Below are 1,668 nucleotides of genomic sequence, written 5' to 3' on the forward strand. Positions count from 1 at the left end.
AATGAGTACGCTGCCAGCTGCATTCACACGCATTGATTCTCTGATACCGAGTGGCTCACCAAACGGGGTCCTACCACCATCCGCTGCGAGGGTTGATCGAACCTCAAGATTTCATGCGCTCCGCCGAATCCTCTGGGCTCATCATTCCCATCGGGCTACAAGCTCTGGAAATGATTTGTGCCCAAACAGCGTCGTGGCCTGAGCACATGATGGTCGCGGTCAACTTTTCGCCTCGCCAACTCGCTACCCCGCACGCCGCTCACGAGATCCTCGGAGCGCTCGACAGTTCACAAACGCCACTGAGCAGAATAATCGTGGAAGTCACCGAACTCGGCGTCGTAGGCCGGCATGCCGCCGAGACTCTTCATGTCTTGCACAACGAGGGAATTCGAATCGCGCTGGATGATTTCGGGGCGGGCTTCGCGTCCTTCTCCGCATTGTCGGAATTGCCGCTCGACATTCTCAAGATCGACCAATCCTTGACCTGGGCCGTCAGCGCAGCGGGTCGTGCTGGAGACCGCGCCTTCATGGTCATGGAGTCCATCGCCGACATCGCTCGGAAGCTAGGGCTTGATTCGATCGCAGAGGGCGTCGAAACCGCGGAACACGCAGCCAACGTCTTGCGGGCCGGCTGCGACATGGGCCAGGGCTATTACTTCGGCAAGCCACTTCCTGCGTCGTCCGTCGTCACTCCCGTGTGAGCGCTCGCCACTTCAGCACGACGGCACTTCAGCACGACGACACTTCAGTACGACGACGATGCACTCGCTATGAGTGCGACTACGAGAATCACGGCAAAAATTGCCAAGAAGGCCGCGCCGACCGCAATTCCGGCTATCGCAAGCCCGCGCCCCTGTTGACCTGTCTGCTTGATCTGATTGAGCGCGACAATTCCCAGAATGATTCCGACGATTCCGCCGAGACTGTAGAAGCAACCACCCGCAAGCGATACAACCAGCGATGCAATTGCGAGACCATTGGTGCCGACCGGCTGCATCGGCGGTGCGTACCCACCCGCGAATTGATTCGGTTGACCGTACGGGTTCGGAGGTTGGCCGTACTGAGGCTGTCCGTATTGAGCCTGTCCGTATTGTCCGGGTTGCTGATATTGATTCTGCTGATATTGATTCTGCGGTCCGAAATTCTGCGGCGGCAGGTACGGGTTCGGTTCACCGATTCCGCCCGGCTGGGGGTTATTACCGGGCGGGTTGTACGACGGCGGTGGATAACCCGGGTACTGCTCGTTGGGAGTGGTATATCCGGGAACTTCAGGTGAAGACTGCGTTTCGGACGGGGACACGCCGTACCCCTCAGGAGGCAGGCTCGGAAATTCTCCGTACCCAGGTTTTGCCTGGTAATCGCTCGAAGAATCGTCGTTGTTGCCCCCGGAACTCGTCATACAACGCAGCCTAAACCACAGGTGACCTCCGAATCCAAGTGAGCAGATGTCATCCACATCGCTCTTTGATCCCAGTAGGGTCATATCCACTGTCACACTCGAGCGCGATATTTACGACTGAGGGGAACACATGACAACCGGTGGGTACGACCCCAACCAGAATCCAGAAGGCGGGAAGCAATTCCCACCCCAGGATCCATATGGCCAGCAGGGAACACCTCCTCCCGGAAGTTACCCACCACCCGCAGGCCCCCCGCAAGGAGGTAGCT

The 1,668-nt window shown here is 58.3% G+C and carries 2 protein-coding genes; one reads left to right on the forward strand and one right to left on the reverse strand.

All coding sequences use genetic code 11. The features are described 5' to 3' along the window. Positions 1 to 50 precede the first annotated feature (50 nt). Positions 51 to 701 carry an EAL domain-containing protein gene (locus tag AC1Q61_RS32690; RefSeq protein WP_492651485.1) on the forward strand — a complete coding sequence of 217 codons (651 nt, stop codon included), beginning with the start codon at positions 51 to 53 and terminating at the stop codon, positions 699 to 701. A 44-nt stretch (positions 702 to 745) separates the two neighbouring features. Here AC1Q61_RS32690 and AC1Q61_RS32695 read toward each other — a convergent pair whose 3' ends face one another. Next, complete coding sequence (locus tag AC1Q61_RS32695) at positions 746 to 1,399, reverse strand: DUF4190 domain-containing protein (RefSeq protein ID WP_030535740.1); 654 nt, start codon at positions 1,397 to 1,399, stop codon at positions 746 to 748. Between the last annotated feature and the right edge of the window lie 269 nt (positions 1,400 to 1,668).

This window comes from Rhodococcus sp. MPR-R1B (genome assembly GCF_058793255.1).